The sequence below is a fragment of the Gulbenkiania mobilis genome (assembly GCA_004346645.1).
GTDB classification, from domain to species: domain Bacteria; phylum Pseudomonadota; class Gammaproteobacteria; order Burkholderiales; family Chromobacteriaceae; genus Gulbenkiania; species Gulbenkiania mobilis.
In genome coordinates this window covers 338,126-354,372 of record SMDA01000001.1, presented here as the reverse complement: position 1 = coordinate 354,372, position 16,247 = coordinate 338,126, and the positions used below count along the sequence as shown (strand labels likewise).

The following is a 16,247-nucleotide window of genomic DNA, read 5'->3' as shown; positions in this document are numbered from 1 at the left end:
CCCTCCCAAGCCTGTCAAGCCCCTTTAGGCTCGCAGGCTAGGTACTTCACTCCGGTTGGCGCGTCTGCGTCTGTACCTGAACCAGCTGCACAGGTTCGACAGCCTCACCTGCCCCGGAAGGTTTACGGTCGCGACGCCGTACACCTGCCGGCACGACGGGCTCGACAGCCTCGACAGGGGCAGCCGAGGGGCGCGTCACCACCATCACCAACCCAGCCGCCTGGACGTCTTGGACCTGAACCGGCACCTCTTGAGCTTGCGGCTTCACCGGCTCTGCCGGTTCCGTGGCAACCTCGACCACAGCTGCGTCCTCCACGGTCGAGGAAGCGGCTTGTACTTGGGCCTGCTCTTCTTCCGGCTTGGCATCCAGTACAGCCTCTTCCATCGCCGGCACGGTTTCCTCTAGGTGCGGTGCAGGTGCGTCCATAGCCGTGCCCGCTTTTTCAGCGGTAGGCAAAACCTCGTGACTCTCAGCGACCTCGGCGGTTTCGGAAAGCTCAGTCGTTTGAGGCACTTGGGCTACTGCGGCTGTGCGGACAGACTCGGTCTCGATAGTAACGGTTTTCTCTTCCTTAACCACTACGACGGTCTCAACCGGCTGCGCCACCGGTGCAGTCGATTCGACAGCCTGAACGGGTTCGCTGCTCACACTGTACCCAGTGGCTGCTTCCGCTGCGGCAGCGTCCCTCTTGCGCTCACGGGCTTCTTCACCTTCCACCTCAGGCAGCACCGTTTCCTGAACCGGTCCAGCCACTTCGGCTTCCTGGGAGGAGACTTCTGCCCCCTCGGTGGCCTCCGGCGTGTCTTCACGCTGGGTGTTCTCATCCGACGGCTCCCGACGGCGATCACGGCGGCTGCGACGACGACGGCGCTCACTCTTCTCGGCCTGCTCACCGTTTTCCAGGGTCTGGGGTACAGCCTCAGTCCCCTCGACCGCATCCATCTGCAGCGGGATCAGGGCTTCGGGATCTCGCTGCTCGGTACGCTCGGTACGCTCGGTACGCTCGGTACGCTCGGTACGATCGGTACGATCGGTACGCTCGGTACGCTCGGTACGATCGGTACGATCGGCACGGTCGGTGCGCTCCGTGCGACGACGGCTTTCCGGGGCCTTCTCCCCCTCACTCGAAGTCGGCACAGCACCAGTGTCGCGCAGTTCCCGACCTTCACGCGGCTCACGTTCCCGCCGCTCACGGCGACCATTCTCGTTACGCTCGTTGCGTTCGCCACGCTCGGCGCGCGGAGCTCGGCTCTCACCCGTGCGGTTCTCGCTCTGGCGCGGCTCAGTCGTGCGCTCGGCAGTGCGCGCATCTTCGCGCCCTGCGTTGTCGCGGCCCTCCGACACAGCGGTACGGCGTTTGTCCTCGCCACCGGGCGCACCGTTGCGCTCGCGGCGGGGCCCGTTGTTACCACGGCGCTCGCCATTGCTTCCGCCAGTTCGGGTGCCAGCGCGACCATTGTTCCGGCCGCCCGCTTCACGCGGCTGCTGCGGCGACTTCTTGCGTTCGGGCGTGGCCGGCGCAGTCTCGGAGGCGGCAAACAGTCCCTTCACCATCGACACGATACGTCCGAAGAGCCCACCACCGGACACTTCCGTTGCAGGGGCAGCAGCACGGCGTGGCTCGGGCTGAGGAGCCGCCTGCGGGGCTGGCTGCAACGGTGTGATGCCCTTGACGGCTGCTTCCTGCCGCTCCAGCTTCGGCTTGGCTTGGCCGAAGGTGGCCAGCGATTCTTCCTCGGGCATTTCTACCCGCAGATAGCTGGGCTCATCGCCGATTTCGGTCAGGTCATCGTTGCGAACGCGTACGATCTTGTAATGTGGCGTTTCCAGATGGATATTCGGCACCAGGATGATGCTGACGCCCAGACGCTCTTCCAGCGAATAGAGTTCGGTGCGCTTCTCATTGAGGAGGAAGGTGGCTACGTCTACCGGTACCTGTGCATGCACAGCGCCCGTGTTGTCCTTCATCGCCTCTTCCTGAATGATGCGCAGGATGTGCAGTGCCGAGGATTCGGTGCCACGGATAAAGCCAATGCCGTGGCAACGCGGGCACGGCTCGTGACTGGTCTCACCCAGGCTCGGCTGCAGGCGCTGACGGGAGAGCTCCAACAGGCCAAAGCGGGAGAGTTTCCCCATCTGGACGCGTGCACGGTCATGCTTGAGCACGTCACGCAGGCGGTTCTCGACTTCACGCTGGTTTTTCTGGTTCTCCATATCGATGAAGTCGATCACGATCAGCCCGCCCAAGTCGCGCAGGCGCAGCTGGCGTGCAATTTCCTCCGCCGCCTCCAGGTTGGTGCGCAAGGCGGTTTCCTCGATATCCGCACCTTTGGTGGAGCGGGCCGAGTTGACGTCGATGGAAACCAGCGCCTCGGTGTGGTCGATCACGATCGCGCCGCCCGAAGGTAACTGCACGCTGCGGGCGAAGGCGGTTTCGATCTGGTGCTCGATCTGGAAGCGGGAGAAGAGCGGCACGTGGTCCTGATACAGTTTCACGCGGCTGAGCGTGTTGGGCATCACGTGGCGCATGAACTGGCAGGCCTGATCGTGGATTTCCTCGGTATCGATCAGGATTTCGCCGATGTCGGGATGATAGTAGTCTCGGATGGCACGGATGACGAGGCTGCCTTCCTGCAGGATCAGGAAAGGGGCATTCTGGGCGCCAGCGGCGGACTCGATGGCACGCCACAGCTGCAGCAGATAGCCGAGATCCCATTCCAGTTCTTCCAGGCTGCGTCCAATGCCTGCGGTACGGGCGATCAGGCTCATGCCCTGGGGCACTTCCAGCTGGGACAGCAGGTCCTTCAGCTCCTGACGCTCCTCCCCCTCGATACGGCGGGACACGCCACCGCCACGGGGATTGTTGGGCATCAGCACCAAATAGCGACCAGCCAAGCTGATGTAGGTGGTCAGTGCGGCGCCCTTGTTGCCACGCTCGTCCTTTTCCACCTGCACGATGACTTCCATGCCTTCGCGCAGCACGTCCTGAATGCGCGGTCGGCCGCCGTCATAGTTCTGGAAATAGGCGCGGGAGACTTCCTTGAAAGGCAGGAAACCGTGGCGGTCGGTACCGTAGTCGACAAAGCAGGCCTCCAGCGAGGGTTCGATCCGGGTGATCGTGCCCTTGTAGATGTTGCCCTTGCGTTGTTCCTTGCCGACGGTTTCGATATCGAGGTCGATGAGCTTCTGCCCATCGACGATGGCAACGCGCAGCTCTTCAGCCTGCGTTGCGTTAAACAGCATGCGTTTCATTGTTTACTTCCCTGCGTAGCACTCACGCAAGGACGCAGCCAGTATTTGACGGCCCAGAGATTGAAATGGGCGCTTTCCGATTCAAGAAGTGTCAGTCTAAAGAGCGTCTGGTGTTGCGGGCGGGCAAGCCTACTTCTAGTCATTGTTACGCAGCCTGGGACGCCGTCATTCCGACTCACGCTGGCGACTGGCCAGTGGATGCCGGAATTAAGGGAGGGCGAGACAGGCTACGCCGGGTCAAACTTTGCTGCACGATTCCCTGCCGGGCTTGCGTACAGGAAATGGAATTGATGAGTGCGTAACGCGTTCAAATGCTTTACCATCGCTGCTTCTCGGTGAGCGAGACAACCTTGGCTGTGGCCGGATACCGGGCGTCAGGTCAGGGGGTTTCCCTGCCGGCCCGGCAACATTCCCACAGCAGCACCGCGCACCTTCCCGGCGGCGGCCTGACTTTCCGGTTTGGGCTGCGATTGCGTCGTAAAAGCCCGCAATCGAGCGTTCGAAGTATAAGCAATATGACCAATATTCGCAAAGAGTCCGTAACCTTTCATACGGTTGACGAAACCGACGCGGGACAGCGGATCGACAACTTCCTGATCCGTCTGCTTAAAGGCGTGCCCAAGAGCCACGTCTATCGCATCTTGCGCTCGGGCGAGGTGCGTGTGAACAAGGGGCGGGTGGATGCCGCCTACCGGCTGGAACCGGGGGACGAGGTACGCCTGCCTCCGGTGCGCATAGCCGAGCGCGAGGAGAAGGTCGTGCCCCCCGGACACTTTCCGGTGGTGTACGAGGACGAGGCTTTGCTGGTGATCGACAAACCGGCGGGCGTGGCCGTCCATGGCGGCAGTGGGGTGTCGTTCGGTGTGATCGAGCAACTGCGCCGCGCGCGCCCGGAAGCCCGCTACCTGGAACTGGTGCATCGCTTGGACCGTGAGACTTCGGGCCTCCTGATGGTGGCAAAGAAGCGTTCTGCGCTGGTGCGCCTGCATGAGATGATTCGCAACGACGTGCCGGAAAAACGCTATGCGGCACTGGGATTGGGTGCTTGGCCGGAAGGACGGCGACATGTCAAACTTCCGCTGCACAAGTGGAATACGCCGGAGGGCGAGAAGCGGGTACGCGTCCAGGAGGACGGCCAGTACGCCCACACGGTATTCACGGTGGAGGAGCGCTTTGCGGACTTCACCCTGGTGGAGGCGCTGCTGCGCACCGGCCGTACGCACCAGATACGGGTGCACATGCAGGCCATGGGCTGTCCGATCGCAGGCGACGAGCGCTACGGTGACTTTTCGGCCAACCGCGAACTGGCGCGCCAGGGGCTCAAGCGGATGTTCCTGCATGCCAGGTCGCTGAAGCTGCCCCACCCGCTCAGTGACGAACCCTTGGACCTGAGCGCCCCCCTCCCAGCCGAACTCAACCGCTATCTGGAGAGCCTGCGCCGCCATGCGCCACAACTATGACCTGATCGTGTTCGACTGGGATGGCACGCTGATGGACTCCACCGCGCACATCACTCGCTCCATCCAGGCTGCCTGCGCCGACCTGGGCCTGCCGGTGCCGGAGCGCGAACGGGCCAGTCATGTCATCGGCCTGAAGCTGTCCGATGCGCTGCGCTATGCCTGCCCCACCCTGCCGGCCGAGCGCTATGAAGAGATGGTGGATGCCTTCCGGGTACACTATCGTGCCACCGAGGGGCAGATCACGCTGTTCGACGGGGTGCGCGAGAGCCTGGCAGCCCTGAAAGCCTCGGGTGTGTTCCTGGCGGTAGCTACCGGAAACAGCCGCGCCGGCCTCAACCGCCTGCTGGAAGCGACCGGACTGGGCGAACTCTTCGATGCCACCCGCACTGTGGACGAGTGCCCTTCCAAACCGCATCCAGCGATGCTGCTGTCGCTGACCGAGCAGCTTGGAGTGGAGACTGCCCGCACGCTGATGGTAGGAGATACGACGCATGACCTGCTGATGGCCCGCGAGGCGCGCACCCCTGCGGTGGGTGTAACCTACGGCGCGCACCCGCGCCCGCAACTGGAAGCCTGTGGCCCCTTGGCTCTTTTTGACCGGTACCGGGACTTTTCCGCATGGCTGCACCCGAACGCCTGAGCCTCTGCCCTTCGGCCAACCTTGTTGAAGGCGGCCCCGGCTTGCGTTTCGAAGTAGCCGGCCAGGCGGCCTTCGCAGTGCGTTACCAGGGCACGGTGCGTGCTTATCTCAACGCATGCCGCCACATACCGGTGGAACTCGACCTGTCCGACGGCCGCTTCTTCGACCTCAGCGGCCACTACCTCGTCTGTAGCATGCATGGTGCGCTGTACGCCGCCGATACCGGCGTCTGCGTGAGCGGCCCGTGCCGGGGCGCGCGGTTGATGCCGGTGGGGGTAACGGAAGAGGACGGCAGTGTGTGGCTGCTGTCCGTCCCGGCAGGGAATTGAACGAACCGGTGGGCCTGGCCCACTGCAGACAATGGAGTGAGAGCGTGAACGACAACCCGAACTGGGAACGTGATCTTGTTGAGAAACTTGCCATGGCCGCGCTGGTAGAACAGCGCCGTGCACGGCGGTGGCGCATCTTCTTCCGGCTGGTGTGGCTGGTCTTCTTCCTGGTGCTGATCGCCAGCCTCTGGGGAGGTAAGCGTGCGGCGGAGCGCCTGGAGGGAAGCGGCTACACTGCGCTGATCAACCTCAACGGTGAGATCAGCACCGAAAACGACACGGCTGAGATGATGATCGAGGCGCTGAAGGATGCTTACGACGACACCGGTACCAAAGGTATCGTCATCCGTGCCAACAGCCCTGGGGGCAGTCCGGTGCTCTCCGGCATCGTGTACGATGAAATGCGACGCCTCAAGAAGCTGCATCCTTCGGTGCCGGTGTATGTGGTGGTGGAGGAAATGTGCGCCTCGGGCTGCTATTACATCGCCTCCGCTGCAGACCGGATCTATGTGGACAAGGCGAGCATCGTCGGCTCCATCGGTGTGCTATCGGACGGCTTCGGGCTAACCGGGCTGATGGAGAAAATGGGGGTGGAGCGTCGTCTGCAGACCTCCGGTGCCAACAAGGGCATGGGCGACCCTTTCTCCCCGCGTAATCCGCGCCACGAAGCCATCCGTCAGGAGATGCTGGATGCCATCCATGCCCAGTTTATCCAAGCAGTGAAGAACGGCCGCGGCAACCGCCTGAAGGACGACCCGGAGCTCTTCAGCGGACGGGTGTGGATCGGCGAGAAAAGCCTGCCACTGGGACTGGCAGACGGCTACGGCTCGGTTGAGTCGGTGGCGCGCGACGTCATCAAGTCGTCGGCCATCGTGGACGTGACCCCCAGCCCCGCCCTGCCCGACCGGTTCGTGCGACAGTTTGGCGTAAGCTTCGCCGATGGAGTACAGTCTTTCTTCAAGACCCGCTGGTACTGACCCCCTGACGAGGAAGGCATGGCACGCAGAAAGCAGGAAGAAGAGCACGAGAACCACGAGCGCTGGCTGGTTTCGTACGCCGACTTCATCACGCTGCTGTTTGCCTTCTTCGTAGTGATGTATGCGATCTCCTCGGTAAACGAAGGCAAGTACCGTGTGCTTTCGTCCGCCATTCTGGATGCTTTTCGCACCGGATCCACCATGAATCTGCAGACGGTGCCACCCTCCGGCGGCGCCAACACCATGGTTGAAGTACCTCATGCCAAGCCGATCGCCCGCAGCGTGAAGAGCGAGATGCAGGTGCGCGAGAACCAGAAGCTGGGCGCCCTGGCCAGCGATCTTCAGAAGCTGATGGACCCACTGGTGAAGGGCGGCCAGGTCAAGATCACCCAAAGTGACAAGGGAGTGGTGATCGAGATCCGCGATACCGCACTGTTCCCGGTCGGCCAGGCCATCCCCGCTCCGCAGTCGCAACGGGTGCTGGCGCAGATGGCCCAGATCCTGGCCCGGGTGGACAACTCCGTCAGCGTGGAAGGCTTTACCGACAACATCCCGATCAGCAACCCCGTCTTCCCGTCCAACTGGGAGCTTTCGGCGGCGCGCGCCGGCAGCGTGGTGCGTCTTTTCGTGGAAAACGGCATCGACCCGTCGCGCCTGGTGGCCGTAGGACGCGCCTCCAACCAGCCGGTAGCCGCCAACGACAGCGCCGAAGGCCGGGCACGCAACCGTCGCGTGTCGATCACCGTCAGTTCCAAGACGCACGAAGAGGCCCAGGCGCTGCCGATAGAAGCCCTGCAAGAAGCACAGCACCCCGCTTCCGCCTCTGCCGCAGGCACCCCTTGATCCCACAGAACCAGAGGAGCCTCACGTGCCCACTCCGCTCGATCCAGCCGCCCTGGCCCAACTGTTCACCGAAGCCCGTACGCATTCTGCCTGGCAAGATCGTCCGGTGAGTGTGCAGACCCTGCACCAACTGTATGAACTGGTGAAGTTCGGCCCGACCAGTGCCAATGCCTCTCCGGCACGCTTCGTATTCGTACACACGCCCGCAGGCAAGGCCCGGCTGCAACCCTATCTCTCCGAAGGTAACGTCGAGAAGACGATGAGCGCGCCGGTGACGGTGATTGTGGCGCAGGACATGGCGTTCTATGAGGAACTGCCCCGACTGTTTCCGCATGCCGACGCACGTAGCTGGTTTGCCGGCAACCCGACCGCCATCGAGGCCACCGCTTTTCGCAACAGCTCGCTGCAGGGCGCCTACCTGATGCTGGCTGCCCGGGCGCTGGGGCTGGACTGTGGCCCGATGTCGGGCTTTGACGCCGCCGGGCTCGATGCCGAGTTCTTCCCAGACGGGCGCGTGAAGTCCAACTTCCTCGTCAACCTGGGTTACGGCGACCCCAGCCGTCTTTACCCCCGATCACCGCGGCTGGCTTTTGACGAAGCCTGCCGCCTCGAATAAGCCATTTCGGCCAACCCTGATCTGCCCGGTATAATCCGGGCATTTTCCTGTCCGGAGACGCTCCATGCTCTACCCGCTTCTGCGCCCGCTACTTTTTCGCCTCGACGCAGAATTGGCGCACAACACCACGCTTGGCCTGTTGAACCTTGCCCATCGCGCCCACTTGGACAACCTGATGGCCAAGCCCATAGTGCGCATGCCGGTAAAGGCAATGGGACTAACATTTCCCAACCCGGTGGGGCTGGCAGCCGGCGTGGACAAGAACGGCTCGAGCATCGACGGCTTGGCCGCGCTCGGCTTCGGCTTTCTCGAGATCGGCACCGTAACGCCCCGTCCGCAGGCGGGCAATCCGCGGCCGCGCCTGTTCCGGGTACCGGAACACCAGGGCATCCTCAACCGGATGGGTTTCAACAACCAAGGCGTGGATGTGCTGCTGCGTAACGTGCAGGAATGCCGCTTCAAAGGTGTGTTAGGCATCAACATCGGCAAGAACGCCACCACCCCCATCGAGAATGCGGCGGACGACTACCTGACCTGTCTGGACAAGGTCTACGCTTACGCAAGTTACGTAACGATCAACATCTCCTCCCCCAACACCAAGAACCTGCGTCAGTTGCAAGGCGCGGACGAACTAGCCCAGCTGCTGGCGCTGCTCAAGGGGGAACAGGAGCGGCTGGCGCAGAAGCACGGGCGCTACGTACCGCTGGCGGTGAAGATCGCTCCTGACCTGAACGACGGTGAGGTAGCCGACATTGCCCGGCTACTGGTAGCCCACGGCATCGACGGGGTCATTGCCACCAATACCACGCTTGCACGCGATGCGATCGCCGGACACCCCTTGGCCGAAGAAGCCGGCGGACTCTCCGGAGCACCGGTGCGCGACAAGTCCACCCGGCTGATTGCCCGGCTGGCCCGGGAACTTGACGGTGCCCTGCCCATCATAGGGGTTGGTGGCATTTCTTCCGGCGCGGATGCGGTGGCCAAGATCGAGGCCGGCGCATCGCTGGTGCAACTGTACACCGGTCTGATCTACCGCGGACCCGGACTGGTAGAAGAATGTGCCAGCGCCATCAAGCGCCACTTTTCCCCGGGGGTTCCCGTCGCCTGAACGCGGACCGGAACGCCCGCGCTTCCGGAGAACCCAAATGAAGACACTGATCCGCTCGGCCGTGCTGGGCACGCTCGTGCTAGGCACGCTGGCTGGCTGCGCCAGCTCCGACTCGGCCGCCGTCTACTCCAAGTCACAGATGCGTCAGGCCCAGAACGTGGACTTCGGCACAGTGGTGTCGGTCCAGCCCGTGCGCATGGAAGGCCGCAACAACGAACTTCTGACCATGGGGGGCGCTGCCCTCGGCGGTCTGGCAGGCAGCAATGTTGGTCGTGGCACCGGCGCGATCGCCGGGTCGGTTGCCGGAGCAATGATCGGCGGGCTTGGCGCCCAGGCAGCCCAGCGTAACATCGGTGGCAAGACGGCACTGGAAGTGACCGTTCGCCTCGACAACGGCAGCCGCATGATCTCGATCGTGCAGGAAGCCGACGTCCCCCTGGCGCCCGGCCAGCGGGTACGCGTGCTCACGGGTGGCGGCAACGACCGCGTGGTACCGATGTAAGCGCGCAAACCCGAGCGCATAGTAAAAAGGTTGGCCGAAGGGTTTCGGCCAACCTTTTTGATTCAAACCTTATCCTTGCGTCGACGGCTTCTCAGCCTTCCGGCCCCTGCAGTGTCCGAACCAATTCGACCTCGGCCAGACACCAGTCCAGGCCCTTTTCCGCCACCTTGCCCAACGCCACCAAGAAATACTTCCCCCGCGCGCTCATCACGTACTGCTTGCCCAGGGTGTAGGCACTCAGCGGCAGAATGAGAGCATTCACCGTCTTGCCCCCCTTCCCGAGCGCGACAAAAAGACTGATCAGCCCGCCGCTCCACACCAGTTCCGGCGCCAGCGATGGATCGAGCACGCGCGTGTCGGCCGGCCGAATCGCCGCCGCCACCGGGCGGTCCGAGAGCAGCTCGATACCCAGATACACCCGGTTACCCTGCTGCCGCTTCAGGCGGCGCACCAGACCCAGTTGCCAAGCCGGATGGTCGGCATGACGAATGCCCAGCAGCGTGCCCAGCTGTGCCCATTCATTGCCCAGCGCCTCGAAGGTCACCCCCAACCCAGTCAGACTGATGTTGTCCAGCTCCCATTTGGCGAACTCGTCATGCAGCGCCACTGCCTCCGCAGCTGGCGCCAGCGCGCTCATGCGGTCACGCCGCCGGGTGGTGACAAAACCGTAGATGCGAATGTCGGTCGCCTCTTCAAAGCCTTCTCCGGCTTGGGCGGCGCGGCTGCGTGCCTCTTCCTCCGGCTTGCGGATCAGGCGGTGAAGCACCGGCAAACGATGCGCCACCTCGATCTGACGCTCTTTCACGCTTACCCGCTCGGCGCGGGCAAACAGCATCTGCCGTGGCGCCCACTCCCGGCACAGCACGCGCAGCAGGGTGGCATCGATACCAGGCTCGATCAGTCGGCGTAGCTCTTCGGGCGTGCGGCCGCCTTCGAGGCTGCCAGCCCAGCCGTGCAGGATTTCCACCATGTCGGCCGTACTCCAGCCGCGGTACTCCCCCCCGGCCGCCTGCGCCCGCGGTCGATGCGCCGGCTGGTCGGCCAGCAGGTCCACCACGAAACTCGACGTCTCCTGAACACCGGCATGCAGCGTCATCCTGTCTGACACCAAGCGCAGCAATTCATGGCTGAAATTCAGCTGGCGGGTGCTCAGGTTGCCGCTGGTGAGCGTAGCCAGCATCTGCAGGATGAGAAACTGGTCTTGCACCGTGGTACCACGTTCCTCATTGAAGAGGCAGATGGGCAGACTTTCCGCCTTCCATTGCTCGGCGCACCGCAAGTGCTCGTTCACCTGCAGCCAGAAGCCGTCTTGGGGCGCTCGGTGACGGTAGAATTGCCAGCGGGCGCGCTCACCGAGGAAAAACAGGCTACGCGATAGCATCAGCGCCACCTGTGCGGGGCTAGCAGCCGAGCCAGGCTGGCTGGCCAGCCGATAAAAGGAGATGAAGGCCTGACCGTAATCGAGGATCTGGCTGCGCACCTGCTCTTCCAGCAGCTTGGGCAGTCGCCCGTTCATCAGGTACTGCAGACCCAGTTGCTGATGCAGCGACGCGGTGTCCAGGTTCAGCCTCAGTACCGCATCGATTCGTCCGGCATCCGGAGAGGCACCATCGGTAACCGCCTGACTGACCAGGTCGGTGACACGCTCATGCGCAGCAGAGCCGAACTCGGCCTTGAGTTCGGCAACCCAGGTCGCAGCCGCTTCGGCATCTGCCAAAGGGTCATTCCTGCGGCGTGTATTGCGCACGAAAAAATCAAGCATGGTGTAACCCGGTCAACAAGGGGACAGGCCAGCGCGACAAGTGTGGACAGTCTGCGCCAGAGTGCCTGAATTATTACCGCTCGGTCCGCCGAGGGCAAGGAAGCCCGTAAAAGAAAAAGGCACCCTGAGGTGCCTTATCGGTAGGACCTGCATGCGGCTCAGATGGCCAGGTCCTGCAGGGCCCCACCACCATCCAGATGCTCCTGCACCCAGGCCGGCTTGCGACCGCGACCACTCCAGGTGATGTCAGGGCGGCTCGGATGGCGGAACTTGGCTTCGGCCGACTTGCGGGCCGAGCCAGCGGACACCTTGGTCAGTACTTCTTCCAGGTTGAGACCATAGGTACGAGCCAGTTCCATGATCTGCTTCTTGGCCTTGGTGCGCTCTTCCTGCTCGCGGCGCTTCATTTCCGCTTCTACATCTGCTTTCAGGTTTTGCAGCTCGGCAAAGTCGAGTTTCGAGAGATCCATAATCGGTTTTACCTGTGTCGGTATTGTTTTAAGGTTTTTGAAATGTATAAGCTGGTTTTAATTACGTCAAGGCTGCAAAACATTTCAATCGACCGAATAAGGCAGTTCCAGCTTTTCCAACAGCGGTCCCTGCAAAGACTGATAATGCACGCCTTCTTCCCAAGCAGCGGATTGCACCACTACCAGTCCCTCCCAGGTGCCTCCTTCAAGCGCCACCGATTCCACCACGGCGCCGATTGCCTGTTCACCGGTTTCCTCTCCGAATAAGGGCTGCCCCGGCTCTAAGGCGATGGATGCCAGCACCCGATACATGCGGCGTTTCACTTTGCCCAAATACTGGGTACGCGCAACGATTTCCTGGCCGGGATAACAGCCTTTCTGAAAGCTGATGGCGCCGATGACTTCCATATTGGCCATTTGCGGCACGAAGGCTTCATAAGTGGCTGCCGATACCCAGCCGATACCAGCACGGATGTCACGCAGCGTCCAGAACGCCTCGTCGGCCAGCCGCATCTGTGCAGCAAGGCGTGCAAGGTCTGCAGGCTGAGGGGACTCAAATAGCAGCAGCGCCGAAGTGGCATCCAGCTGGATGCGCACTTCACGTTCGGTGGCGGACACCTTCAGGCCGGTAGCGTCATGGTCGGACAGAGCCTCATCGCTGATGAGACCCACCAAGCCCCAGCCAGCATCCACACGTTCCAGCTTGACCTTGGAGCGCAGGATGAACATGGAAAGACGCTGTCTCACTCTGTCGGCAATATCGGCCTTGAGCAGCAGATAATAATCACCCTGATAAAGCCAGATCAGAAAACTGCCTTGCATACGGCCTTTGGCATTGGAATAGGTGCTGTATTGGGCCGACTGGGATGAAATCAGTCTGATATCGCTAGAAAGCTGGCTTTGCAGGAAATTCTGTGCGTCCTCGCCACTGGCCCGCAGCAGTGCAAAGCCTGACAGGGGAATAAAGCGCCCAGCCGCTGCAGGGGCCACATCACCGGTTTTAAGGATCTCGGTCGGGGCTTGGCTGCTCAGCCATTCTTGCCAGACGGAATGCATGGAAACACCACCGTGCTTATGTGAGTAAAGAAGGGAATGTTACCGCGTGGCCTGCCGCCCTACAAACGGAAAGCACCCGTCCAAACCCATGATCCGGAACGGGTTTTTAAGCCGCTTACAGTGCGCATCCTCTCAACGAGGAGACGCTGTCCGCAGGGGGTTGACAGCTTCTGCCTCCATCCGTATAGTTCGCGTCTCTGCTGTTCCCCGATAGCTCAGTTGGTAGAGCGACGGACTGTTAATCCGCAGGTCGCAGGTTCGAGCCCTGCTCGGGGAGCCAGGTTTACTCAAAAAAGCCACGATAGTTCGTGGCTTTTTTGTTTTGGCTTTTTAAGCCAGAATGGCAGTCTCCCCATCTGGAAGCCACCATGCGTTTATCTCCTGCCTACTGGGCCCTAGGGGCCATCCTCCTCTGGGCCTCGCTTGCCACCCTCGGTGCACTGACCCGTAGCCTGCCGCCTTTCTTCGTCGTGGGTGTGTCCCTGACCTTGGGCAGCCTGCTTTCGCTGCGTCACCTGCGCCAGTGGAAGGTCTCGGCCCGCGTGTTCCTGACAGGGCTGTACGGCATCTTCGGCTATCACTTCCTGCTGTTCTTTGCTTTTCGCCATGCACCGGCCATGGAAGCCAACCTGCTGAACTATCTGTGGCCGCTGCTGATCGTGCTGCTGTCCCCCTTGCTGATTCCGGGCACCCGCCTGATGGCACGCCATATCCTGGCAGGAGTACTCGGCTTTTCGGGCGCGGCGCTGATCGTTACCGGCGGCAGGCTGGCCCTCTCGCTGGACAGCCTGTCCGGGTACCTCCTGGCGATTGCAGCTGCTTTCGTCTGGTCCACCTACAGTCTGCTGACACGCCGCCTGCCCCCCTTCCCCAACAGCGCGGTGGGCGGATTCTGCCTTGCTTCGGGTCTGCTCTCGCTCGGCTGTCACCTGTTGTTCGAACCGGCTGTTCAGCCCACAAGCGCACAGTGGGCGTCGTTACTGGCTCTGGGGCTCGGGCCGATGGGGGGCGCCTTCTTCCTGTGGGACCGGGCGATGAAGGAAGGAGACCCGCGCCAGATCGGCTCGCTTTCGTATGCCACACCCCTTCTGTCGACGCTGCTGCTGGTGGCATCGGGTACGGGTAGCCTCAATCCGGTGGCAGGCATCGCCATCGCGCTCATCCTGGGAGGTGCCCTGCTGGGCAGCCTGCCAGCACGTTCTGACAGCGTGCTGGCCGTTAAAGGCGAGTAGGGCACGGTTAGGGGCGTTTGAGGCAGGCGGGGTTTTTGACTACCATCGTCGAGTCTGCCTTTCGGCCAACCTTTACTCAGGGAGCATCCATGTCCGTACTCAAGGAATTCAAGCAGTTTGCCGTGCGCGGCAATGTCATCGACCTCGCCGTCGGTGTGGTGGTGGGGGGCGCCTTCAGCACCATCGTCAAGTCGCTGGTGGACGACGTAATCATGCCGCCCATCGGCCTGCTGATCGGCAACGTGGATTTCTCCAACCTGTTCATCGTGCTCAAGGAAGGCGCAAAGCAGGCCGGCCCGTATGTCTCGCTGGGGGCGGCCAAGGCAGCCGGGGCAGTGACGCTGAACCTGGGACTGTTCATCAACTCGGTGGTCAGCTTCATCATCATCGCCTTTGCCATCTTCATGCTGGTCAAGGGGATCAACCGTCTCAGGGAAGAACACAAGCCGGCCGCTGCCACCAGCGAACCCGACACGCGCCCCTGCCCCTACTGCCTGTCGAACATTCCGCGCAAGGCCAGCCGCTGCCCCTGCTGCACCTCCGAGGTCGCGCCGGACACCACCCCAGCCAGCGCTTGACCGCGCACGCGCGCGCTCGCTAAGCTGGCCGCCTTTTCGCCCCCCGCCCGGGGAGGCATCGGCCAGCCGGAAACCACCATGATCAGGATTACCCTCAAGCCGGGACGCGAGAAGTCCCTTCTTCACCGTCACCCGTGGATCTTTTCGGGCGCCATCGCCCGGCTGGATGGAGTACCCACCGCGGGCGAAACCGTCGAGGTGCGTGCCCAGGATGGGCGCTTCCTGGCGTGGGCCGCGTACAGCCCGCAGTCACAAATCCGGGCGCGCGCCTGGAGCTTTGACGAACACGAGAACATCGACGATGATTTCTTCCGGCGCCGGCTGGAGAATGCCCTGACCCAGCGCGAGGAGTTGGTCGAGGCCAGTACCGGCGTGCGTCTGGTGCATGGCGAGTCCGATGGACTGCCTGGCCTTGTGGTGGACCGCTACGGACCGGTACTGGTGCTACAGGCGCTGTCAGCAGGCGTGGAGGCACGCAAGCAGACGCTGGCCCAACAACTGATGGCACTGACCGGAGCGGTAGGGGTCTATGAGCGCTCCGACGTAGATGTGCGGCAGCTTGAGGGCCTGCCCCCGGTCACCGGGCTGCTGGCCGGCGCCCTGCCACCGGACCCACTGACCATCGACGAGTACGGACTGCGCATGCATGTGGATGTGGCAGCCGGGCAGAAGACCGGCTTCTACCTCGACCAGAGGGAGAACCGCCACCGCATCGGCCGCCTCGCTGCCGGGCGGGATGTCCTCAACTGCTTTTGCTTCACCGGCGGGTTCTCGCTGGCAGCCTTGCACGGCGGCGCACGCAGTGTGTTGTCGGTGGACTCCTCCGCAGAGGCCCTGCAACTGGCCGAGGCCAACCTGGCGCTCAACCCGCTGCCAGCCGAGCGCGCCAGCTTCGTCGAAGCCGATGTGTTCAAGTACCTGCGCCTCCTGCGCGATCAGGGCAAGAGCTTCGACCTCATCATTCTGGATCCGCCCAAGTTCGCACCGACCGCACAGCATGTGCAGAGTGCCGCGCGCGCCTACAAGGACATCAACCTCCTCGGCCTGAAGCTGCTGCGCCCGGGCGGACTCTTGGCCACCTTCACCTGCTCGGGCGGCATGAGTGCCGAGCTCTTCCAGAAGATCATCGCCGGCGCGGCGGTGGACGCACGCTGCGATGCGCGCATCGTGGAGCGTTTCACTGCGGCGCCCGACCACCCGGTGTCGCTGGCCTTCCCTGAAGGCGATTACCTGAAAGGCCTGCTCGTACGCAAGGGCTGAGCCCGGAAGGTTGGCCGAAGCGCACCCGGAACAGCCAAGCATTGTAGAGCCCGCCGCAAGCGGCTAGAATGGCGGCCGTTCTGGGGGAGTAGCCGCGGCGTGTGACAGCGCCGGCACGTGTCAACAGACTTGGCTTAGGCCATGGCCCGTGCGACCCAAGG

Annotated in this window: 15 protein-coding genes and 1 tRNA gene; 12 read left to right on the top strand and 4 right to left on the bottom strand. The window is 62.7% G+C overall.

Going from position 1 to position 16,247, the window contains the following annotated elements; translation table 11 throughout:
* Positions 1 to 46: 46 nt before the first annotated feature.
* On the bottom strand, positions 47 to 3,253 hold the full coding sequence (locus tag EV669_RS01745; protein WP_132097723.1) for an Rne/Rng family ribonuclease: 3,207 nt from the start codon (positions 3,251 to 3,253) through the stop codon (positions 47 to 49).
* A 515-nt stretch (positions 3,254 to 3,768) separates the two neighbouring features.
* Here EV669_RS01745 and EV669_RS01740 point away from each other — a divergent pair.
* The 8 genes from EV669_RS01740 (at position 3,769) to EV669_RS01705 (ending at position 9,728) form a co-directional block, all read left to right on the top strand.
* Positions 3,769 to 4,713: an RluA family pseudouridine synthase gene (locus EV669_RS01740; RefSeq protein ID WP_054285733.1), complete on the top strand. Its 945-nt coding sequence runs from the start codon at positions 3,769 to 3,771 to the stop codon at positions 4,711 to 4,713.
* Positions 4,697 to 5,353, top strand: coding sequence for an HAD family hydrolase (locus EV669_RS01735; RefSeq protein ID WP_055433518.1), 657 nt, complete (start codon positions 4,697 to 4,699; stop codon positions 5,351 to 5,353). Before EV669_RS01740 ends, EV669_RS01735 begins: the two co-directional genes overlap by 17 nt.
* Positions 5,332 to 5,682, top strand: coding sequence for a Rieske (2Fe-2S) protein (locus EV669_RS01730; RefSeq protein WP_132097722.1), 351 nt, complete (start codon positions 5,332 to 5,334; stop codon positions 5,680 to 5,682). Before EV669_RS01735 ends, EV669_RS01730 begins: the two co-directional genes overlap by 22 nt.
* 44 nt (positions 5,683 to 5,726) lie before the next feature.
* The gene (locus EV669_RS01725) at positions 5,727 to 6,659 is read left to right on the top strand and encodes a S49 family peptidase (RefSeq protein ID WP_054285730.1); all 933 of its coding nucleotides are present in this window, start codon (positions 5,727 to 5,729) and stop codon (positions 6,657 to 6,659) included.
* Between the two features lie 18 nt (positions 6,660 to 6,677).
* Complete coding sequence (motD, locus tag EV669_RS01720; RefSeq protein ID WP_054285729.1) at positions 6,678 to 7,502, top strand: flagellar motor protein MotD; 825 nt, start codon at positions 6,678 to 6,680, stop codon at positions 7,500 to 7,502.
* A 25-nt stretch (positions 7,503 to 7,527) separates the two neighbouring features.
* Positions 7,528 to 8,118: a malonic semialdehyde reductase gene (locus EV669_RS01715; RefSeq protein WP_054285728.1), complete on the top strand. Its 591-nt coding sequence runs from the start codon at positions 7,528 to 7,530 to the stop codon at positions 8,116 to 8,118.
* A 64-nt stretch (positions 8,119 to 8,182) separates the two neighbouring features.
* A complete protein-coding gene (locus EV669_RS01710) occupies positions 8,183 to 9,226 on the top strand; it encodes a quinone-dependent dihydroorotate dehydrogenase (protein ID WP_054285727.1) in 1,044 nt (347 codons plus the stop codon).
* 37 nt (positions 9,227 to 9,263) lie between these two features.
* A complete protein-coding gene (locus EV669_RS01705; protein ID WP_054285726.1) occupies positions 9,264 to 9,728 on the top strand; it encodes an outer membrane lipoprotein in 465 nt (154 codons plus the stop codon).
* A gap of 91 nt (positions 9,729 to 9,819) precedes the next feature.
* On the opposite strand, the gene EV669_RS01700 is transcribed toward EV669_RS01705, so the two are convergent.
* From EV669_RS01700 to ygfZ, 3 genes are all read right to left on the bottom strand, one after another.
* Positions 9,820 to 11,445: a hypothetical protein gene (locus EV669_RS01700; RefSeq protein ID WP_318271265.1), complete on the bottom strand. Its 1,626-nt coding sequence runs from the start codon at positions 11,443 to 11,445 to the stop codon at positions 9,820 to 9,822.
* 203 nt (positions 11,446 to 11,648) lie between these two features.
* Positions 11,649 to 11,960 carry an H-NS histone family protein gene (locus EV669_RS01695; protein WP_132097720.1) on the bottom strand — a complete coding sequence of 104 codons (312 nt, stop codon included), beginning with the start codon at positions 11,958 to 11,960 and terminating at the stop codon, positions 11,649 to 11,651.
* Between the two features lie 84 nt (positions 11,961 to 12,044).
* The gene (gene ygfZ / locus EV669_RS01690) at positions 12,045 to 13,016 is read right to left on the bottom strand and encodes a CAF17-like 4Fe-4S cluster assembly/insertion protein YgfZ (protein WP_132097719.1); all 972 of its coding nucleotides are present in this window, start codon (positions 13,014 to 13,016) and stop codon (positions 12,045 to 12,047) included.
* A 204-nt stretch (positions 13,017 to 13,220) separates the two neighbouring features.
* Between ygfZ and EV669_RS01685 the strand changes: the two genes are divergently transcribed.
* The 4 genes from EV669_RS01685 to EV669_RS01670 all read left to right on the top strand — a co-directional run bounded on the left by EV669_RS01685 (position 13,221) and on the right by EV669_RS01670 (position 16,086).
* Positions 13,221 to 13,296: transfer RNA gene (locus tag EV669_RS01685), tRNA-Asn, on the top strand.
* 88 nt (positions 13,297 to 13,384) lie between these two features.
* The gene (locus EV669_RS01680) at positions 13,385 to 14,248 is read left to right on the top strand and encodes a DMT family transporter (RefSeq protein WP_132097718.1); all 864 of its coding nucleotides are present in this window, start codon (positions 13,385 to 13,387) and stop codon (positions 14,246 to 14,248) included.
* Positions 14,249 to 14,337: 89 nt separating this feature from the next.
* Positions 14,338 to 14,826 carry a large-conductance mechanosensitive channel protein MscL gene (mscL, locus tag EV669_RS01675; protein ID WP_055433514.1) on the top strand — a complete coding sequence of 163 codons (489 nt, stop codon included), beginning with the start codon at positions 14,338 to 14,340 and terminating at the stop codon, positions 14,824 to 14,826.
* A 78-nt stretch (positions 14,827 to 14,904) separates the two neighbouring features.
* A complete protein-coding gene (locus EV669_RS01670; protein WP_132097717.1) occupies positions 14,905 to 16,086 on the top strand; it encodes a class I SAM-dependent rRNA methyltransferase in 1,182 nt (393 codons plus the stop codon).
* The last annotated feature ends 161 nt before the right edge of the window (positions 16,087 to 16,247 follow it).